The following is a 17,143-nucleotide window of genomic DNA, read 5'->3' on the forward strand; positions in this document are numbered from 1 at the left end:
CCTTCGGCCGGACCGCCGGCACGCTTGCCATGCCGGTGACGGGGCGGGCCAGCCGCGAACCGCGGCACCGGTGCTGGCCTTGCGATGAGCCGCCAAGGCCCATACGCCGCCGTCCGCTGCCGTCACGAAGGCGTGGCTAGAATGCGGATTCGCCTTCGAAAGACCCCAGTGATGTCCGAACACGATGCGTTCAAACAGGCCGCCCTCGACTACCACCGCCAGGCCCCGGCCGGGAAGATCAAGGTCATGCCGACCAAGGCGCTGGTCACCCAGCGCGATCTTTCCCTCGCCTATTCGCCCGGCGTCGCCGCGGCCTGCGAGGCGATCGTCGCCGACCCGGCCACGGCCAGCGACTACACGGCGCGCGGCAATCTCGTCGGCGTGATCTCCAATGGCACGGCCGTGCTGGGCCTGGGCGACATCGGCCCGCTGGCCGGCAAGCCGGTGATGGAAGGCAAGGGCGTGCTGTTCCAGAAGTTCGCCGGCATCGACGTCTTCGACCTCGAAGTGGCCGAGAAGGACCCCGACAAGCTCGTCGAAATCATCGCCTCGCTGGAGCCCACCTTCGGCGGCATCAACCTCGAGGACATCAAAGCGCCGGAGTGCTTCATCGTCGAGCGCAAGCTCCGCGAGCGGATGAACATCCCGGTCTTCCACGACGACCAGCACGGCACGGCGATCATCGTCGGCGCGGCGATGACCAACGCCCTGCACGTCGTCGGCAAGCAGATCCACGAAGTGAAGCTGGCGGTCAGCGGCGCGGGTGCGGCCGGCATCGCCTGCCTCGACATGCTCGTCTCCCTCGGCATGCGCCGCGAGAACATCCTCGTCGTCGACAAGGACGGCGTTCTCCACACCGGCCGCACCGACCTCAACGAGGGCACGGTGCGGTACGCGCGCGAGACGCCGTTCCGCAGCCTTGCCGAGATCGTCAACGGCGCCGACATCTTCCTCGGCCTCTCGGCCGGCGGCGTGCTGAAGCCGGAGATGGTGGCCACGATGGGGCCGCGCCCGATCATCTTCGCGCTGGCCAACCCCAATCCCGAGATCCATCCGGCCGACGCCAAGGCCGCGCGCCCGGACGCGATCATCGCCACCGGCCGCAGCGACTACCCGAACCAGGTCAACAACGCGCTCTGCTTCCCGTACATCTTCCGTGGCGCGCTCGACGTTGGCGCCACGACGATCAACGAGGAGATGAAGCGGGCCTGCGTCATCGCTATCGCCGAGCTGGCCCGCCGCGAGGCCACCGACCTCGGCAGCGCCTACGGCGGGGAGCCGGTGCAGTTCGGCGCCGAATCGCTGATCCCGCGGCCCTTCGACCCGCGCCTGCTGGTCTCGCTGGCCCCGGCCGTGGCCGAGGCGGCGATGCGCTCCGGCGTGGCGACGCGCCCGGTCGACATCGCCCAGTACCGCGACCGCCTGAGCCAGTGGGTGTTCCGCACCGGCCTGATGATGAAGCCGGTGTTCGACCGCGCCCGCGTGAACCGCCAACGCGTCGTGTACGCGGAAGGCGAGGAGGAGAACGTGCTGCGCGCCGTGCAGACGGTGGTCGACGAAGGCCTGGCCTTCCCGATCCTCGTCGGCCGTCCGGCCGTCATCGAGCGCCGCATCCAGCGCCTTGGCCTGCGCATCCGCCCCGGCGTCGACGTGCAGATCACCAACATCGACGACGACCCGCGCTTCAACGAGTACTGGCAGCTGTACCACCAGATCATGCAGCGCAAGGGCGTCACGCCCTCGGCGGCCAAGGCCATCGTGCGCGGCCGCGACACGGTGATCGCTGCGCTGATGGTCCGCCGAGGCGAGGCCGACGCGATGCTCTGCGGCATCGTCGGCCGCTACGCGCGGAAGCTGCGCTACGTGCGCGAAGTGCTGGGCCTCGATGACGGCAGCAAGGGCCTCTCCGCGCTCTCGGCCGTGCTCAACGACAAGGGCGTGTTCTTCTTCGCCGATACGCATGTGCAGGTCGATCCGAGCGCCGAGCAGATCGCCGACTGCGTGCAGCAGGCGGCCTTCCGCCTGCGCCTGTTCGGCGTGGCGCCCAAGGTGGCGCTGGTGGGGCACTCGAACTTCGGCAGCTCCGAGGCGCCGAGCGCGCAGAAGCTGCGCGATGCGCTGGCGCTCCTCCACGAGCGCGAGCCCAAGCTCGAAGTGGAAGGCGAGATGCACGCCGACCTCGCCTTCAACGAGGAGCTCCGCGAGCGCGTGTTCCCGAATTCGCGCCTGAAGGGCCGGGCCAACCTGCTGGTGTTCGCCAACATCGACGCGGCGAACGCGGCCTACAACATCACCCGCGCGATGACCGACGGTGTCGGCCTCGGCCCGATCCTGATGGGGCTCTCGAAGTCGGCCCACGTGCTGACGCCCTCGGCCACCATCCGCCGCATCGTCAACATGACGGCGGTGGCGGCGGTGGACGCGCTGATCCGCGCCGAACGCGCGGTCTGAGCACGCCCGGCGTGGGTGGGGAAGGCGTCACCGTGGTCGCGCCCGTCGCAACGTCGCCACGGGCGACCATCCTGCTGCTGGCCTACCGGATGGGCGCGACGATCCGCGAGGCGCTCGACAGCGCGGTGGCCCAGACGGTGCCCTGCGAGATCATCGTCTCCGACGATGCCTCGCCGGCGCCGGATGACGGTTTCGCCATCGCCGAGGCCTATGCCCGCGAGTACCGCGGACCGCATCGTCTCGTGGTCCGCCGCAACGCGACCAACCTAGGCCTTTGCGCCCACATCAACGTGGTTGCGGCCGAGGCCACCGGGGCCATCCTGCTGTTCCAGGCCGGCGACGACCGCTCCCATCCCGATCGTGTCGCCCGCGCGCTGGCCTTCTTCGACGCCCATCCCGACGTCGCCCTCGTCGGCACCACGGTCGACGAGATCGATGCCGCAGGTGCGGTCATCGCGCGCCGGACCCGCGACCCCGGGTTCCGCCGTGCCGACCAGCGTTGGCTGCTCGAACGCGGCAGTTTCGTCTGCCTGCTCGGGGCGTCGATGGCGATGCGCCGCTTCGTCCTCGATGACCTGCCGCCGCTGCAAGGCATGGTCGAGGACAACATGATCACGCTGCGCGCGGCCTTGTTCGGCGATGTGCACTGCCTCGACGAGCCCTGGCTCGATTACCGCATCCACGCCGGGAACCTGCATGGCTGGGTGTTCGCCCACGGGGGTGGGCCTGACGCCAAGCGCCAGCGCTACGAGCGCACGCTGCGGATGTACGCCGAGATCGCCGACGACGCCGAGCGCTGCGCCCGCACGGCGGCCGTGCCGGAGCCTCGGCGCGCACTGGGGCTGCAGCTCGCCGCGATGTACCGCATCGAGGCCAATGCCCGCCGCGCGATGCTGGAGGGCCGGAAGCGCGACTGGTGGCCGCACATCGTGGCGGGATTCCGCCATCCCGGCTTGCGACGGAAATCCTTCGAGCGCCTGCTGAAGCTCGCCGTGCCCCGACGATTCCTGAAGCTCTGACGCTCAGGTCTGCGAACGGGCCCGTCGGATGCGGCTGAGGATCCGGGCGCTGAGCCGCAGGGCGCGCAGCGCGGCCATCGGCCCGTCGCCATAAAGCGCCTGCCGGTAACGCAGCAGGGCTCGCCATAGCGGAGTGGCCCTCCGCCCGCTGGTGGTGTTGGCCAAGGCGCTCGACAGCGCGCCGGCCGCCTCCCGGCAGGGCCATGGACGCGCCGCTGCGGCGTCGAGTGCCGCCGAGCAGGTGGACAGCCATTGCTGGGCCTCGCGGGCGCGACGCTGGTGTCGGTCCGGAGCGCCGCCGCGCGGGGCATGGCCGATGCGGGTCTGGGCGTCGGCGTGGCGGCGGAAATCCACCATCACTTCGTCGACGTAGACCACGCCCGCGCGCTGTGATGCGGCGAAGGCCAGCCAGCCGTCGTACCAGACGCCTTCGGGGAAGGGCAGGGCCTGCGGAAGGAGGGTGTTCCGGAACAGCGCGGCATGGCCGGACACGCTGTTCTCGAAAGCGAGGGCGACATTGCCGCGGCCCCGCACCATGCGCCGCTGCCCGCCGAGAGTGTTTCCGGTGGGGCGGCCCGTCGAATCGACGACGGCGGAATCGCCATAGGCGAGATCGGCGTCGCCGATGGCCGCGAGCAGTGATTCCAGCTTCTTCGCGGACCACACGTCGTCCTGGTCGCAGGGGGCGATGAAGTCACCGCGACACAGGGAGAACGCCCGCTCGAAATTGGCATTGACGCCCAGTCTTTGCGGGTTCCGGTGGACGCGGATGCGTTCATCGCGTCGTGCGGCCTCCGCCAGGATCTCCACCGTGCGATCGGTAGAGGCGTCGTCGACTACCACCAGCTCCAGCGCGCGGTGGGTCTGCGCGAGTACCGAGGCCAGCTGGGCTTCGATGTAGGCCTCGCCGTTGCAGGTGCACAGCGCGACGGAAACGAGCGGGGAGGGCACGTGGATGGGCGGGGAGCGGCTGGGGTGCGGCCATGATCGCCGGAACGCCCCCGTCGCGCACGCCGTCCAGCCTCGGGGAAAACCCCACGGGCACGACTTTCCCGGCACGCCGCTCCGGAATTGATCGAAGGCAAAGGGCCGCCCTTCGCCCGGGTGCACGCTGGCGCCCACCGATTCGAATGACGAGGAGCCCCCCATGAACGTCCTGATCGCTGTCGACGGCAGCGCCTTTGGCACCAAAGCCCTCGACTACGTGCTCGCCCGGCCCGCCATGTTCGGGCAGGCGGCGCTCACGCTGATCCATGTTGCACAGCCGCTGCCGCCGCGCGCCGCGGCCGCCGTGGGTGCCGAGATCGTGGCGGCGCAGTACGCCCATGAACATGACGACGCGCTCCGTGAAGCGCGCGGGCGACTGGCGGCGGCGGGGCGCACGGCTCGGGAAGTCGTGAAGGTGGGGCATCCGGGAAGCCTGGTGGCCGAGGAGGCGGAAGCCGGCGGATACGACGCGGTCGTGATGGGATCGCACGGCCACGGCGCTCTGGCCGGCCTGCTGCTCGGCAGCACGGTCAGCAAGGTGCTCGCGGGCTGCCGCACGCCCGTGCTCGTGGTGCGCTGACGCCTGCCGTACGCCCGCGTATTCGTATGCAGCCCCGCCGGCGTCGCGCCGGCCACTGTTAGACTTCCAGCTCTAGTTTCCACGCGGAGCGGGAAGGCATGAACTGGCTGCAGGACGTTTTGGCGAACGACATCGACCCCACCGAGACCCAGGAGTGGCTGGAGTCGATCAAGGCGGTCATCGATGCGGATGGTCCGGAGCGCGCGCACCACATCCTCGAGCGGATGGTGGAGTTGACGCGCCGCGCCGGTGCGCACCTGCCTTTCGTGCCGACGACGGAATACATCAACACCATCCCGGCGCATCTCGAAGCCAAGATGCCCGGCGATGCGCAGATGGAGTGGAAGCTCCGTTCGCTGATTCGCTGGAACGCGCTGGCGATGGTCGTGCGCGCCAACCGTAAGCCCGGCGAGCTCGGCGGCCACATCGCCAGCTTCGCCTCGGCCGCCACGCTCTACGACGTCGGCTTCAACCATTTCTGGCGCGCGCCGAACGAATCGCATCCGGGCGACCTGCTGTTCATCCAGGGCCACAGCTCGCCGGGCGTCTACGCCCGCGCCTTCCTCGAGGACCGCCTGACGGAAGACCAGCTCAACAACTTCCGCATGGAAGTCGACGGCAAGGGCATCTCGAGCTACCCGCACCCGTGGCTGATGCCCGATTTCTGGCAGACGCCCACCGTCTCGATGGGCCTCGGCCCGATCGCGGCGATTTATCAGGCGCGCTTCTGGAAGTACCTCGAAGCCCGCGGCCTGATGCCGGTGAGCGACCGCAAGGTGTGGTGCTTCATGGGCGATGGCGAGTGCGACGAGCCCGAGAGCCTCGGTGCGATCTCGCTGGCCGGCCGCGAGGGCCTCGACAACCTCGTGTTCGTCATCAACTGCAACCTGCAGCGTCTCGACGGCCCGGTGCGCGGCAACGGCAAGATCATCCAGGAGCTGGAAGGCGTCTTCCGTGGCGCCGGCTGGAATGCGCTCAAGGTGGTCTGGGGCAGCTACTGGGATCCGCTCCTCGCCAAGGACACCAACGGCGTCCTCAAGAAGCTGATGATGGAAACGGTCGACGGCGAGTACCAGAACTGCAAGGCCTTCGGCGGCGCGTACACGCGCGAGCATTTCTTCGGCAAGTACGAGGAGACCAAGCAGATGGTCGCCTCGCTCTCCGACGAGGACATCTGGCGCCTCAATCGCGGCGGCCACGACCCGCACAAGGTCTATGCCGCCTATGCCACCGCCACGGCGCACAAGGGCCAGCCCACCGTGATCCTCGCCAAGACGGTGAAGGGCTACGGCATGGGCAAGGCCGGTGAGTCGATCAACATCACCCACCAGCAGAAGAAGCTGGACGACGCGGCGGTGAAGGCCTTCCGCGACCGCTTCAACATCCCGGTCAGCGACGAGCAGCTGCCGTCGGTGCCCTTCTACCACCCGGGCCCCGACGCGCCGGAAGTGAAGTACCTGAAGGAGCGTCGCGCCGCGCTCGGCGGCTCGCTGCCGCAGCGCCGCGCCAAGGCCAGCGAATCGCTGCCGGTGCCGGAGCTGGCGGTGTTCGACCGCCTGCTGAAGGACAGCGGCGACCGCGAGATCAGCACGACGATGGCCTTCGTGCAGGCGCTGAACGTAATCCTGCGCGACAAGGCGATCGGCCCGCGCACGGTGCCGATCATCTGCGACGAGGCGCGCACCTTCGGCATGGAAGGCCTGTTCCGCCAGATCGGCATCTACTCGCCGTTCGGCCAGAAGTACAAGCCGGTCGACGCCGACCAGCTGATGTTCTATCGCGAGGACACCGCCGGCCAGGTACTGCAGGAAGGCATCAACGAGGCGGGCAGCTTCTCGAGCTGGATGGCCGCGGCCACCAGCTACAGCACCAACAACGTGCCGATGCTGCCGTTCTACATCTTCTACTCGATGTTCGGCTTCCAGCGCATCGGTGACTCGGCCTGGCAGGCCGCCGACATGCGCGCCCGCGGCTTCCTGCTTGGCGCCACCGCCGGCCGTACCACGCTGAACGGCGAAGGCCTGCAGCACGAAGACGGCCACTCGCAGCTGCTGGCCGGCAACATCCCGAACTGCCGCCCCTACGACCCGACCTTCGCCTACGAAGTGGCCGTGGTGCTGCAGTACGGCATGCAGCGGATGATGGCGGAGCAGGTGGACGAGTATTACTACCTGACCCTGATGAACGAGAACTACACCCACCCGGAGATGCCGGAAGGCGCCGCGGAAGGGATCATCAAGGGCATGTACCTGCTGAAGGATGCCGGCAAGCCGAAGAAGGGCGAGCTGCGCGTGCAGCTGATGGGCTCGGGCACGATCCTGCGCGAAGCGATCTTCGCGGCGGAGCTGCTCGACAAGGAGTTCGGCGTGTCGTCCGACATCTGGAGCTGCCCGAGCTTCACCGAGCTGCGTCGCGACGGCTTCGACGCCGAACGTTGGAACCGCCTGCACCCGGAAGCGAAGACGCCGCGCAAGGCCTACGTCACCGAGTTGCTGGAAGGCCGCCAGGGCCCGGCCATCGCCGCCACTGACTACGTGCGCCAGTTCGCCGACCAGATCCGCGCCTTCGTGCCGATGAAGTACACGGTGCTCGGCACCGACGGCTTCGGCCGCTCGGATACGCGCGCCAACCTGCGTCGCCACTTCGAGGTCGACCGCTACTACATCGCGCACGCCGCCGTCGCCGCGCTCGCGGCCGAGGGCAAGATGAACGCCAAGGACGTGGCCCGCGCGATCAAGGTGTTCAACATCGACGCCGAGAAGGCCAACCCGATCGGCGTCTGACGGTCGAAGGCGAGGGGGAAGGCCGATGCTCGACCAGCCGACCCTGCTGTTCGTGCTGGCCCTGTTGCAGGGCCTGCTCGCCGTGGTGGCGCTGTCGCTGCGCCTCGGTCTTGGCGACAAGGCGCGCGGCCTCGGCACTTGGACGGCCTCGCTGGTCTGCGTGGCCGCCCCGGCCGCCCTGCTGGCCGCGGGCTTCTCGCAGAGCACGGAAGCCATCCTCGTGCAGAACGCGCTGTGGGTCCCGTCGATGGTGCTCACCGCCATCGCCATCCGACGCTTCTTTGGCTTTCCGGGCCGGGAGCGGGCGTTCGCCGCCATCGCGCTCTGCACCTATGCCCTTGCCGCGATGGCCACCGTGCTGGCCGGATGGGCGGAGTTTCGGCTGGTGGTCCTCGCGTCGTTGCACGTGGCCTGCTTGGTCGTGGGCCTGCACGCCTTGTTGCGGGCGCATCCGCGCTTGGCCGGTCTTGGCCCCCTGCTGATGGCGGTGGGACTGGCGATGCTCGCCCTGGTGCAGAGCTGGCGCGCGGCGACCGTGCTGTTCGAAGGGGCAGACGCCGTGCGCTTCCTCGTCGGCGGGCTGGTCGTACCGGTGCTTCTGGTCTCCACCATGCTGGCGCTGACGTGCATCACCGTCGCCTTCATCCTGCTTTCCACCGAGCGAGTGCGTCGCGACCTCCACAGCATGGCCTCGCGCGATCCGCTCAGCGGGCTGCTGAACCGTCGCGGCTTCCACGAACTCGCCGACCCGCTGCTTGCGCTGTCGGCGCGGCGCGACGCCCCGGTCGCGCTGGCCGTGATCGACCTCGATGACTTCCGCCGGCTCAACGACGAAGGCGGACACACCTTGGGCGACCACGCCATCGCCCGGGTCGGGGCCCGTCTGCTCGCGGAGTCGCGGGCCGAGGACGTGGTGGCCCGTTTCGGCGGCGAAGAACTCGTGGTGCTGATGCCACTCACCGACGCCGATGGGGCGAGGCGGTTCGCCGAACGCCTGCGTCTCGCCATCGCGGCCGAGCTGGCCGGTCTCGCCTCCGCGCCAAGCGGACTGACGGCGAGCATCGGTTTGGTGGTCGCGCGCGGTCCGGCCGAATTCCCCGCGCTTTACCGTCGTGCCGATGAAGCGCTCTACCGGGCGAAGGCCAGCGGCAAGAACTGCGTTTCCTGCTGAATCGATGCGGCGCAGCATGGCATGCGTCGGCGGAAGCGATACCTTGGCACTTTGGTCGCGTCCCTGATCCGGAGATTGGTTTGCTCGACGAACGGACCCTCTTCTTCGTGCTCGCCTTGATCCCGGGGCTGCTCGCGCTGGTCTGCGGAAGCCTTCGCACGGGACTCGGCGAGGACGCCCGGGGCCTCGGACACCAGGCGCTGTCCCTCGCCCTGCTCGCGATCGCGTCTGCCGTCGTCTCGATTTTCGGGCAGGTGTGGTCCGTCGCTTTCGGTCTTGCGTGCTGGTTCGCATCGATGGCGATCATGACGATGGCTGTTCGTCACTTCGCCTCGGCAGGCTCGCGATCCTGGCTCTGGCTGGCGGCTGCAGCTCCGGTGTTCCTCGTCGCCATCACCCTGCAGGGCAGCCCACGGGCGGACGTCTGGCGCATCCTGCTGGTGAGCGCTCTCTTCATCGCTTGTGCGGCCGGCGGCATCCGCGCGCTGGCCAGGCTCCCGGCGCCGGCGCGGCCTCGTGGGACCCCGCTCATCGCGCTCGGCTTTGCGCTTGGAATCCTGGTCTCGCTCTTCCGGGCGATCGCCATGCCCATCCTCGACGTGCAGTCCGCCTTCCTCATGGACGGGACGAGCATCGCCTCGATCTTCCTGCTCGGCATGCTCATTTGCCTGACGCTGGTTTCGCTGGGCCTGATCATGGGTGCCGCGGATCGCGTCAGGGTGCGGCTCGGCCGCCTGGCGAGCACCGATGCCTTGACCGGCGTGCTGAACCGCCGCGGTTTCCAGGAGCGTGCGCCCGACCTGCTCGCGCTGCCGGCGGGGGAGTCGGAGGCGCATGCGCTCGCGCTCCTCGACCTCGATGCCTTCAAGCGCCTCAATGATCGGCTGGGTCATGCAACCGGTGACGAGGCCCTGGTGCAGCTGGCCCGGTTGATCGGGGGGCAAGCCCGAGCCAACGACGTCGTTGCCCGGCTCGGCGGCGAAGAGTTCGTGGTGCTCTTGCCGGCGACCGGCGCCGGGGGCGCGAAGGCTTGGGCGGAGCAACTCCGCGCCGTGATCGAAGCCGAACTGCGTGCGGCCGACGGAATCGCGGTGACGGCCAGCATCGGCGTGGCGGCGGTCCCTGCGGGCACTCCGCTCGAATCGCTGTATCGCCTCGCCGATGCCGCGCTCTACCACGCCAAGGATTCCGGCAAGAATCGCGTCGTGTTGGCTTGAGGCCGGGATGCTCGACGAACGTACCCTCTTCGTAGTCATGGTGGTGATGCCGGGGCTGCTCGCGCTGGTGGCGATCGCTTTGCGCCGCGGCTTCGGCGAGGACGCGCGGGGCTTCGGCCTGTGGTCGCTGGCCATGGCCTGCGTGGCGCTTGCCTCTGCGCGCATCGCTTGGGAAGGCGCGGCCGTGGGCTTCGCCCTGCAGAACCTCTTCTGGGTCGGCTTCATGCTCGCGATGGCCGCGGCGTTCTCGCGCTTCGGAAAGGGGCGCACGCTGCCCGTAGCCTTCGTAGTGGCCGCCGTCGGGGTGTACCTGGGCTCGCTCGCCTTGGTGGGCTCACCGCGCTTCGATGCCGCGAGGATCGCCCTTCTCTCGCTGTTCGCCGCCGCCTGCTTCGCCTCGACCGCGCTTTCCGTCCGCCACCGGCCGGCCGCCGAGCGGGTCCTTGGGCCGGTGTTCGTCGGTGTCGGCGCGTTGCTCGGACTCCTGGCTACCGGCTATCGGGCCTTGGAAGGGCTGCTGGAGGGCACGGGCCTGCTGTTCATGGCTGGCGACGGCGCCGCTCCGGTGATTTGGGTATTCCAGGCTGGATTGCTCTCCGGGCTGACGCTGATGACCGTGGGCCTGATCCTTCTCGCGGCGAGTCGTGTGAGGCAGCGGATCAACGACGCCTCGACGCACGACCCCCTGACCGGCCTGCCCAATCGCCAAGAATTCCAGCGGCGGCTCATGGAGGCGGCCACGGCCTCCCGAGGCTCGGCGACGACTGTGGCGCTTGCCCTTGTTGGCCTCGATGACGTGCTCGGCGCGCGAGGGGCCTCGCGGTCCGCCGGCGTCGACATCGCGCTGCACGAGATGGCTGAAAGCCTTGCCCGCCTAGCCCCTCCCGGTAGCGTCGTGGCGTGCATCGGTGGCAGCGAGTTGGCGGTGCTGATGCCCTGCGGGGACCGTGACGAAGCCCTTCGTTGGGCTGAGGCGGCCGGCCAGCGCATCGTGGCGGATGCGGCGCGTTTGCCGGATCGTGCGGTCGTCGTGAACGTCGGCGTCGCGTTCGGTCGTTCCGATGCCGATCCCGGGACGCTTTTCAGCTTGGCGGAAGCGGCCCTCTATCACGCGAAGGACAGCGAGGCGGGCCGCGCGGTGCTGGCCTGAGCCCGCCGCTACACTGGCGTTATGGCCGAATCGACTCCTCTTGCCGTGCTCCGCGCGGCCCTGCCGCGCCTGCTCGCGGCCTGCGCTCCCACCGCGCGTATCGACGTGCTGCGTGCGCTTCCCGGCGTGGCGCAGGGCACCGCGTCGACCTTGCATTGGCGGGTCGAACAGAGCTTCCAGCCCCTACGTGCCGCGCTGCAGGCCGAAGGCTTGGACACAGCGCCGGAGGGCTCATCGCCACCGGAGGCCGTGATCGTGCTGCTGCCGCGCTCGCGCGAGGAGGGCCGCGCCCTGCTGGCGCGCGCCCTGCGCGACGTGGCGGTGGGTGGCGTGGTCGCCGGTGCCGCGCTCAATGACGAAGGTGCACGCAGCGCCGAAAAGGACCTTGCCACGCTGCTGCCCCTGGCCGGGCAGATCAGCAAGGCGCATGGGCGGGCGTTTTGGACGGTGCCGCGCCCGGCCGTGCTGCCCGAAGCGACGCAGGGGTTCATCGAGCGCTGGCTGACGGCCGATGCGCCGCGTCGCGATGCCACGACGGGCCTCTGGCAGCGGCCGGGCGTGTTCAACGAAGGGCGGCTCGATGGCGGCTCCGCGCTGCTCATCGACCACCTGCCGCCGACGCTTCGCGGCGCCGTGGCTGACCTCGGCGCGGGTACTGGCCTGCTGTCGATGGCGGTGCTGGATCACTGCCCAGGCGTTCAGTCGATCGACTTGTTCGAAGCCGAAGACCGCGCGCTCGAACTCGCTCGCCGGAATCTGGCCGAGGCGCGCGTTCCGGTGCACTTCCACTGGCACGACGTGGCAGCGGGCGTGCCCGGCCGCTTCGACGCCGTGGTGAGCAATCCGCCCTTCCACGTCGGCGCACGCAGCGTGCCGGCGCTTGGCCGCGCCTTCATTGCCGCCGCCGCCCGCGCGCTGAAGCGCGACGGCCAGTTCCTTATGGTCGCCAATCGCCACCTGCCCTATGAGGACGAGCTGCGCGCGCTGTTCGGCCGCGGCGAGCTGCTTGCGGAACAGGGCGGCTTCAAGGTCTACCGCGCGTGGGAGCCCAAGCCGTGAGCGGCAAGGCGGTGAAGCTGCGGCAGTACCTGCAGTCGCTCGGCTACGGCACGCGCCGCGAGGTGGAAGCGCTGATCGCCGAAGGTCGCGTCACCGGTGCGGAAGGCGAAACGCTGTACGTGGATGACGAAGTCGGCGAAGGCGCGCCGTCGCGCGGCGGGCATCGGCTGCCGCACGCGGCCATCCGCTTCGATGGCGACGCGCTGGATGCACCGCCGGGCCTTCTCGCCGTGCTGCACAAGCCGGTCGGTGTCACCTGTTCGACGAAGGACCCCGGCCGCCTCGTCTACGACCTGTTGCCGCCGCGCTGGAAGGCGCGCGATCCGATCGTTTCGCCGGTCGGCCGGCTCGACAAGGACACCTCGGGACTGCTGCTGTTCACCGACGACGGCCAGTTGCTGCATCGCCTCACCAGCCCGAAGTACCACCAGCCCAAGGTGTATCGCGCCACATTGGCCGAAGACCTGCGCGGCAACGAGGCCGCGCTGTTCGCTGCTGGCACCCTGATGCTGGAGGGCGAACACAAGCCGCTGCTGCCGGCGGAGTTCGAAGTGCTGGGCCCGCGCGAGGCGCGGCTCACGCTGCACGAGGGCCGCTACCACCAGGTGCGGCGGATGTTCGCGGCCACCGGCAATGCCGTGGCCACCTTGCATCGCGAGGCGATCGGCGGGCTCACGCTCGACGCACTGGGCCTCGCCGAGGGCGAATGGCGGATGCTCGGCGAGGCTGAGCGCGCCGTCCTCGGCGCCTAGGCCTCGTCAGGACGACGGGAGGCCGCTGGCATCGACCATCCCGGCCTCGCGCAGCGCATCGATCAAAGGCCGCAGGTGCGCCGCGTAGGGCCGCCAGCGCCCGGAGGCGTCGGCGTACAGCGGACGGCGCACCTGGTGCACGCTCGCCGTCTTCACGCTTGAAGGCTGCGCGTGGAAAGCGAGGCAGCGCGGCTCCCAGTCGAGACCGAGCCAAGCGAGCAGCGGTCGAAGCACGCCCTCCGGGTCGTTCACGAAGGCGTCGTAGTCGAACACGCGCAGGCGGTCGCCCAAGGCAGCTTCGAGATGGTGTTCCCAGCGCCGCAGCTGCGCGCTGTAGTGGCCAATGGCGCGCAGGTCGCTGCCGTAGGGCGCCTGCCGCTGGTCGAGATGCTGCTGGAACACCGAGAGGCCGTTATCGATCGGATTGCGGCGCGTCAACACGATGCGCGCTCCGGGGAACACGCGCGTCACGAGGTCGAGCAACAGCACGTTGTCGGGACGCTTGTCCGTGAACCACCGGGCCTGCGCACGCGATGCTGGCACCAGCCGGGCGACGTGGGCCCGGTAATCGGCGGCCAGTGCCTGCAGCGTGGTGGGGTCGAGCGCCGCCAACGCCGCTGGGTACATCCCCGGCAGTCGCGAGGCCAACTGCGGGAAGAACGGCCGCTCGCCGCCGGCCACGACCTGCGGATGCGCCGCCAGCACCTGCTCGATGAGGGTCGAGCCGGAGCGGAACATGCCGCAGATGAAGAGCGGCTCCAGCGGCCCAGCCGGTGCGGGGGCTTGGGACGATGGCCGGGCCTCGAGGCTGGCGACCAGCGCATCCACCGCGCGCGCCATGCCTTCCGGCGAATAGGGTGGCCCGGAGGCCGCGGCGAATCGGTTGGCCTCGGCGAAGGCCTCGAAGGCGTCGTCGTAGTGGCGCCGTGCTTCCTTCGCGCGGCCGATCGCGAACCACAGGTTGGCCCGCGTCAGCGGTCCGATGGGCGCGCCTGAGCGCGCGGCCGCCGCGGCTTCGCCCAGCAGGGCCTCGTCGGTGGCGCGAAGCGCGGGCAGGGTCAGCAGCCGGGCCAGGGCCTCCGTCCGCGCGTCCGCCGCAGCGCCGCTGGCGACGGGCGGTGCGAGCAGCGCCCGGTACTGCGCTTCGGCCTCGTCATTTCGGCCGAGGTCCTCGAGCAGGTTCCCGAGATTGAGGCGTGCCGGCGCGTAGCCGGGCGCCAGCGCCAAGGCCTGCCGCAGCGAGGCTTCGGCCGCGGCATGGTCGTGCAGCAGGTCGGTCTGGATGACCGCGCGGTTGAGGTGCACTTCCTCCGGGGCCTCGACACCCTGTGCCAGCGCCTCGGCGTAGGCCGCGAGGGCCTCGTCCGCCGCGCCCTGCCGCCGCAGCAGCCAACCCAGCTCGTACCAGCCCTCCGGCCACTGCGGCGTGCGGGCCAGCAGATGGCGAAAGGCGGCGATGGCTTCGGCAAGTCGCCCCGCATCGCTGAGCTGGCGCGCCTCATGGCGCTGTCGTTGGGTCTGGGCATCCATCCGTGAAGAGTGGCGGCAACGCAGCGCACGCGGCAATGGTTCGAGGCACTTGCCCGGAGCCTTCACACCTGCTGCACTCCACGCTCGATTTTCCTCGGAACCTCCCCCATGCGTCTGCTCCCCCTCTCCCTGGCCGCGCTTCTGATCCCCGTGTTCCTGTCCTCGCCCGTGCTGGCGTCGGACGCTGCGGCAACCCCCGCCACGCGCGCCGGCGAGATCCTCGAAGAAGCCGATCTCTCGCTGCAGCTCGCCCGTCGCGGTGAATACGGTTCGATCAAGCGCCGCGACCTCCGCGAGCTGGAGGCGGCGCACGCCACGATGCATCGCCTGCTGGAAGGCCACGACGCTCCGGAAGACCTCGAGAACGAGGATCGCATCGAGCTGTTCAACGCCCAGCAGAAGATCACCGCCATCGTCGGCAGCGATGACAAGAACCGGAAGATCTGCAAGCGCGTGGCCGTCACCGGCTCGCGCGTGGCCGCGGTGGAGTGCCTGACCGTCGCCGAGCGCGAATCCCGCGCCCGCGCGGCGAGCCGCATGGCCGGCGAAGTCCAGCGCAACATGTGCATTCCCGGCCAGGACGGCGTGAGCCGCTGCGGCCGCTGATCGCCGGATGAGGGCGCTGGACCGCGCGCAAGCGCAGCAGGCCACCATCGCTTTCCAACATCTCTCGGAAGGGCGGCCGGTCGCCGCCCTCGGCATCGCCCGTTCGCTGGTCGGTGTCGCCGCGGACACTCCCGATGCTCAGCACCTTCTCGCCTTGGCCTTGCTGGCCACGGGCGAGATCGACGCCGCGGTCGTGGCCTTCGAGGCGGCACTGGCCTTGGCGCCCGCGCAGCCCGCCATCTTCGCCAACTACGGGCGCGGCCTCCGCCGATACGGTCGCCGCGCCGAGGCCGGCGCGGTGTGGCGACGGATGGCAAGGGCGCTGCCCGGTGACGCCACGGCGCGTCTCGAAGCCGGGCTCGCCGTGCTCGAGGCCGGCGATGCCACCGCCGCCGTCGCGCACCTGCGTGAGGCCACGCGCCTCGCGCCGCAAAGCGTTCGGGCTTGGCATGCGCTGGGCAATGCGCTGCGCGAGGCCGATGCCTTGGCCGAGGCCGACGAGGTTTTCCACCATGCCATCGCGCTGGATCCGGGCAACGCGGCGCTGTGGGCCAATCTCGGCGGGGTGCTGCGCCTGCGCGGACGAAGTGACGCGGCGATCGAGGCCTATGCCCAGGCGCGGGCCTGCGGTGCCAATGATCCCATCGTGCGAGAGGCCGAAGTGGGCGCCCTGATCGATGCGCTGCGCTTCGATCTCGCCTTCGAGCGCGCCGAATCGCTGGTGGCCGATCACCCCGAGCATTTCGGCGGCCACACCACGCTCGCCGAGCTGCGCTGGGAGTACGGGCCGGACGCCGGCCGTGATTCCGCCTTGGCGCCCTTTCGCGAGGCCGTCGCGCGACGCCCCGAGACGCGCGAACTGGCGCTGTCGCTGGTCAGCCTGCTGCTCGAGACCCGCCAGCCTGGCGAGGCCCTGGAGCGCCTCCAGCGCCTGCGCCGCGAGGCCGACGACCCCACCCTGGTGGCGATGCAGGCGAATGCACTGCAGGCCCTCGGACGATACGACGAGGCGGCGAGCGCTTATGCCGAAGCGGATCGTGCGCTGGGCGGCACCGATGTGCACTTCGCCAACGCCTACGTGCGCCACCTGCTCACGGCCGGCGAATGGGCCGCGGCCGCTCGCCGCGCCGAGGCCGCGCTGGCGGTCGCTCCGGAGCATCAGGAAACCTGGGCCTACCTCGCCACGGCATGGCGGCTGACGCAGGACCCCCGCGAGGACTGGCTGTGCGGCTTCGACCGCTTCGTCGAGCTGATGCCGGTGGACGTGCCGCGCGGCTTCGCTTCGATGCCGGCCTTCATCGCCGAGCTGCGCGAGGCCCTTGATGTGCTGCACCAGGCGCGCAACGAGCCTGTCCGGCAAAGCGTGCGTGGCGGCTCGCAGACGCCCGGTCGCCTGTTCGGCCGCGCCGACGCGCGCATCGTCGCTTTGGAAGCCGCGCTCACCGCGACCATCGAGCGCTTCATCGCGCGGCTGCCGAAGGACGACACGCACCCGTACCTGCGGCGCGCCGCGCGCAGCGTGCGCTACACCGGCTCGTGGTCGGTGAAGCTCTGGCAGTCGGGGCGGCATGCCAACCACTTCCACAGCGAGGGCTGGATGAGTTCGGCCTTCTACGTCGCGCTACCGCCGTCGGTCGCGGCGGGCGGCGACGCCGGCGCCCTGCAACTGGGGCAGCCGCCGGTGGAACTCGGCCTCGACCTGCCACCGCGGCGCATCATCCACCCGCGCGAGGGTCATCTCGCGCTGTTCCCGTCCTACCTGTGGCACGGCACCGTGCCGTTTGACGACGTGGCGCCGCGGATCACGGTTGCCTTCGACATGCTGCCGAAGGCCTGAT

General features: G+C 70.0%; 13 protein-coding genes. 11 read left to right on the forward strand and 2 right to left on the reverse strand.

The annotated features are described in order from the left end of the window. Nucleotides 1-171: 171 nt before the first annotated feature. The gene (locus tag ACIQ6S_RS02420; protein ID WP_397606958.1) at nucleotides 172-2,451 is read left to right on the forward strand and encodes an NADP-dependent malic enzyme; all 2,280 of its coding nucleotides are present in this window, start codon (nucleotides 172-174) and stop codon (nucleotides 2,449-2,451) included. A 32-nt stretch (nucleotides 2,452-2,483) separates the two neighbouring features. Further along, nucleotides 2,484-3,470 (forward strand): glycosyltransferase, encoded by a 987-nt coding sequence (locus ACIQ6S_RS02425; RefSeq protein WP_397606959.1) that lies wholly within the window; start codon nucleotides 2,484-2,486, stop codon nucleotides 3,468-3,470. A 3-nt stretch (nucleotides 3,471-3,473) separates the two neighbouring features. On the opposite strand, the gene ACIQ6S_RS02430 is transcribed toward ACIQ6S_RS02425, so the two are convergent. Further along, complete coding sequence (locus ACIQ6S_RS02430; RefSeq protein WP_397606960.1) at nucleotides 3,474-4,421, reverse strand: glycosyltransferase; 948 nt, start codon at nucleotides 4,419-4,421, stop codon at nucleotides 3,474-3,476. Nucleotides 4,422-4,617: 196 nt separating this feature from the next. Between ACIQ6S_RS02430 and ACIQ6S_RS02435 the strand changes: the two genes are divergently transcribed. The 7 genes from ACIQ6S_RS02435 to ACIQ6S_RS02465 all read left to right on the forward strand — a co-directional run bounded on the left by ACIQ6S_RS02435 (nucleotide 4,618) and on the right by ACIQ6S_RS02465 (nucleotide 13,169). Continuing rightward, nucleotides 4,618-5,037: a universal stress protein gene (locus tag ACIQ6S_RS02435; RefSeq protein ID WP_397606961.1), complete on the forward strand. Its 420-nt coding sequence runs from the start codon at nucleotides 4,618-4,620 to the stop codon at nucleotides 5,035-5,037. 98 nt (nucleotides 5,038-5,135) lie between these two features. Continuing rightward, nucleotides 5,136-7,820 (forward strand): pyruvate dehydrogenase (acetyl-transferring), homodimeric type, encoded by a 2,685-nt coding sequence (gene aceE, locus ACIQ6S_RS02440; protein WP_397606962.1) that lies wholly within the window; start codon nucleotides 5,136-5,138, stop codon nucleotides 7,818-7,820. A 25-nt stretch (nucleotides 7,821-7,845) separates the two neighbouring features. Then, nucleotides 7,846-8,991, forward strand: a complete 1,146-nt coding sequence (locus tag ACIQ6S_RS02445; protein ID WP_397606963.1) for a GGDEF domain-containing protein — start codon at nucleotides 7,846-7,848, stop codon at nucleotides 8,989-8,991. An 80-nt stretch (nucleotides 8,992-9,071) separates the two neighbouring features. Then, nucleotides 9,072-10,208, forward strand: a complete 1,137-nt coding sequence (locus tag ACIQ6S_RS02450; protein ID WP_397606964.1) for a diguanylate cyclase — start codon at nucleotides 9,072-9,074, stop codon at nucleotides 10,206-10,208. A 7-nt stretch (nucleotides 10,209-10,215) separates the two neighbouring features. Beyond that, the gene (locus ACIQ6S_RS02455) at nucleotides 10,216-11,358 is read left to right on the forward strand and encodes a GGDEF domain-containing protein (protein WP_397606965.1); all 1,143 of its coding nucleotides are present in this window, start codon (nucleotides 10,216-10,218) and stop codon (nucleotides 11,356-11,358) included. Nucleotides 11,359-11,379: 21 nt separating this feature from the next. Next, nucleotides 11,380-12,417, forward strand: a complete 1,038-nt coding sequence (locus tag ACIQ6S_RS02460; RefSeq protein WP_397606966.1) for a class I SAM-dependent methyltransferase — start codon at nucleotides 11,380-11,382, stop codon at nucleotides 12,415-12,417. 11 nt (nucleotides 12,418-12,428) lie between these two features. Then, nucleotides 12,429-13,169 (forward strand): pseudouridine synthase, encoded by a 741-nt coding sequence (locus ACIQ6S_RS02465; RefSeq protein WP_397607047.1) that lies wholly within the window; start codon nucleotides 12,429-12,431, stop codon nucleotides 13,167-13,169. A 6-nt stretch (nucleotides 13,170-13,175) separates the two neighbouring features. Here the strand turns inward: ACIQ6S_RS02465 and ACIQ6S_RS02470 are convergent, their stop codons facing one another. Next, nucleotides 13,176-14,699 carry a sulfotransferase gene (locus ACIQ6S_RS02470; RefSeq protein ID WP_397606967.1) on the reverse strand — a complete coding sequence of 508 codons (1,524 nt, stop codon included), beginning with the start codon at nucleotides 14,697-14,699 and terminating at the stop codon, nucleotides 13,176-13,178. A 108-nt stretch (nucleotides 14,700-14,807) separates the two neighbouring features. Here ACIQ6S_RS02470 and ACIQ6S_RS02475 point away from each other — a divergent pair, with 108 nt between their 5' ends. Together ACIQ6S_RS02475 and ACIQ6S_RS02480 are read left to right on the forward strand one after the other, a co-directional pair. Further along, the gene (locus ACIQ6S_RS02475; protein WP_397606968.1) at nucleotides 14,808-15,305 is read left to right on the forward strand and encodes a hypothetical protein; all 498 of its coding nucleotides are present in this window, start codon (nucleotides 14,808-14,810) and stop codon (nucleotides 15,303-15,305) included. Between the two features lie 7 nt (nucleotides 15,306-15,312). After that, entirely contained in the window at nucleotides 15,313-17,142 is a 1,830-nt protein-coding gene (locus tag ACIQ6S_RS02480; protein ID WP_397606969.1) for a putative 2OG-Fe(II) oxygenase, read from the forward strand. Nucleotide 17,143 lies beyond the last annotated feature (1 nt).

The sequence above is a fragment of the Silanimonas sp. genome, from assembly GCF_044377035.1.
GTDB lineage: Bacteria > Pseudomonadota > Gammaproteobacteria > Xanthomonadales > Xanthomonadaceae > Silanimonas.